General features: G+C 35.0%; 1 pseudogene. It reads left to right on the top strand.

Annotated elements, in window-relative coordinates:
• Positions 1 to 371: pseudogene (locus tag ACJDTP_RS27510) on the top strand (transketolase); the annotation flags it as partial.

Here is a 371-nt window from a genome sequence, read left to right as displayed (position 1 = left end):
GATTATAGCGTAGTTGATCACTATACATATGCTATAGTTGGAGACGGATGCCTTATGGAAGGTATCTCAGGAGAAGCGTCATCTCTTGCTGGAACTTTAGGTCTTGGAAAATTAGTCGTATTATATGATTCAAATAATATTTCAATTGAAGGAAATACAGACATAGCATTTAGAGAGGATGTAGCTAAGAGATACGAAGCTTATGGATGGCAAGTACTAAATGTAGCAGATGGAAATGATATAGATACAATAGAAAAAGCAATAGAAGCAGCTAAAGCAGAAACAACAAAACCTTCTATTATAATAGTTAAAAATCAAATTGGTTTTGGATGTCCAGCAAAACAAGGAAAAGCTTCAGCACATGGTGAACC

The sequence above is a fragment of the Candidatus Clostridium helianthi genome (assembly GCF_045310795.1).
In the GTDB taxonomy this organism is placed as follows: domain Bacteria; phylum Bacillota; class Clostridia; order Clostridiales; family Clostridiaceae; genus Clostridium; species Clostridium helianthi.
Note: the sequence above shows the minus strand (reverse complement) of the source record. Positions and strands in the feature narration are given on the sequence as shown.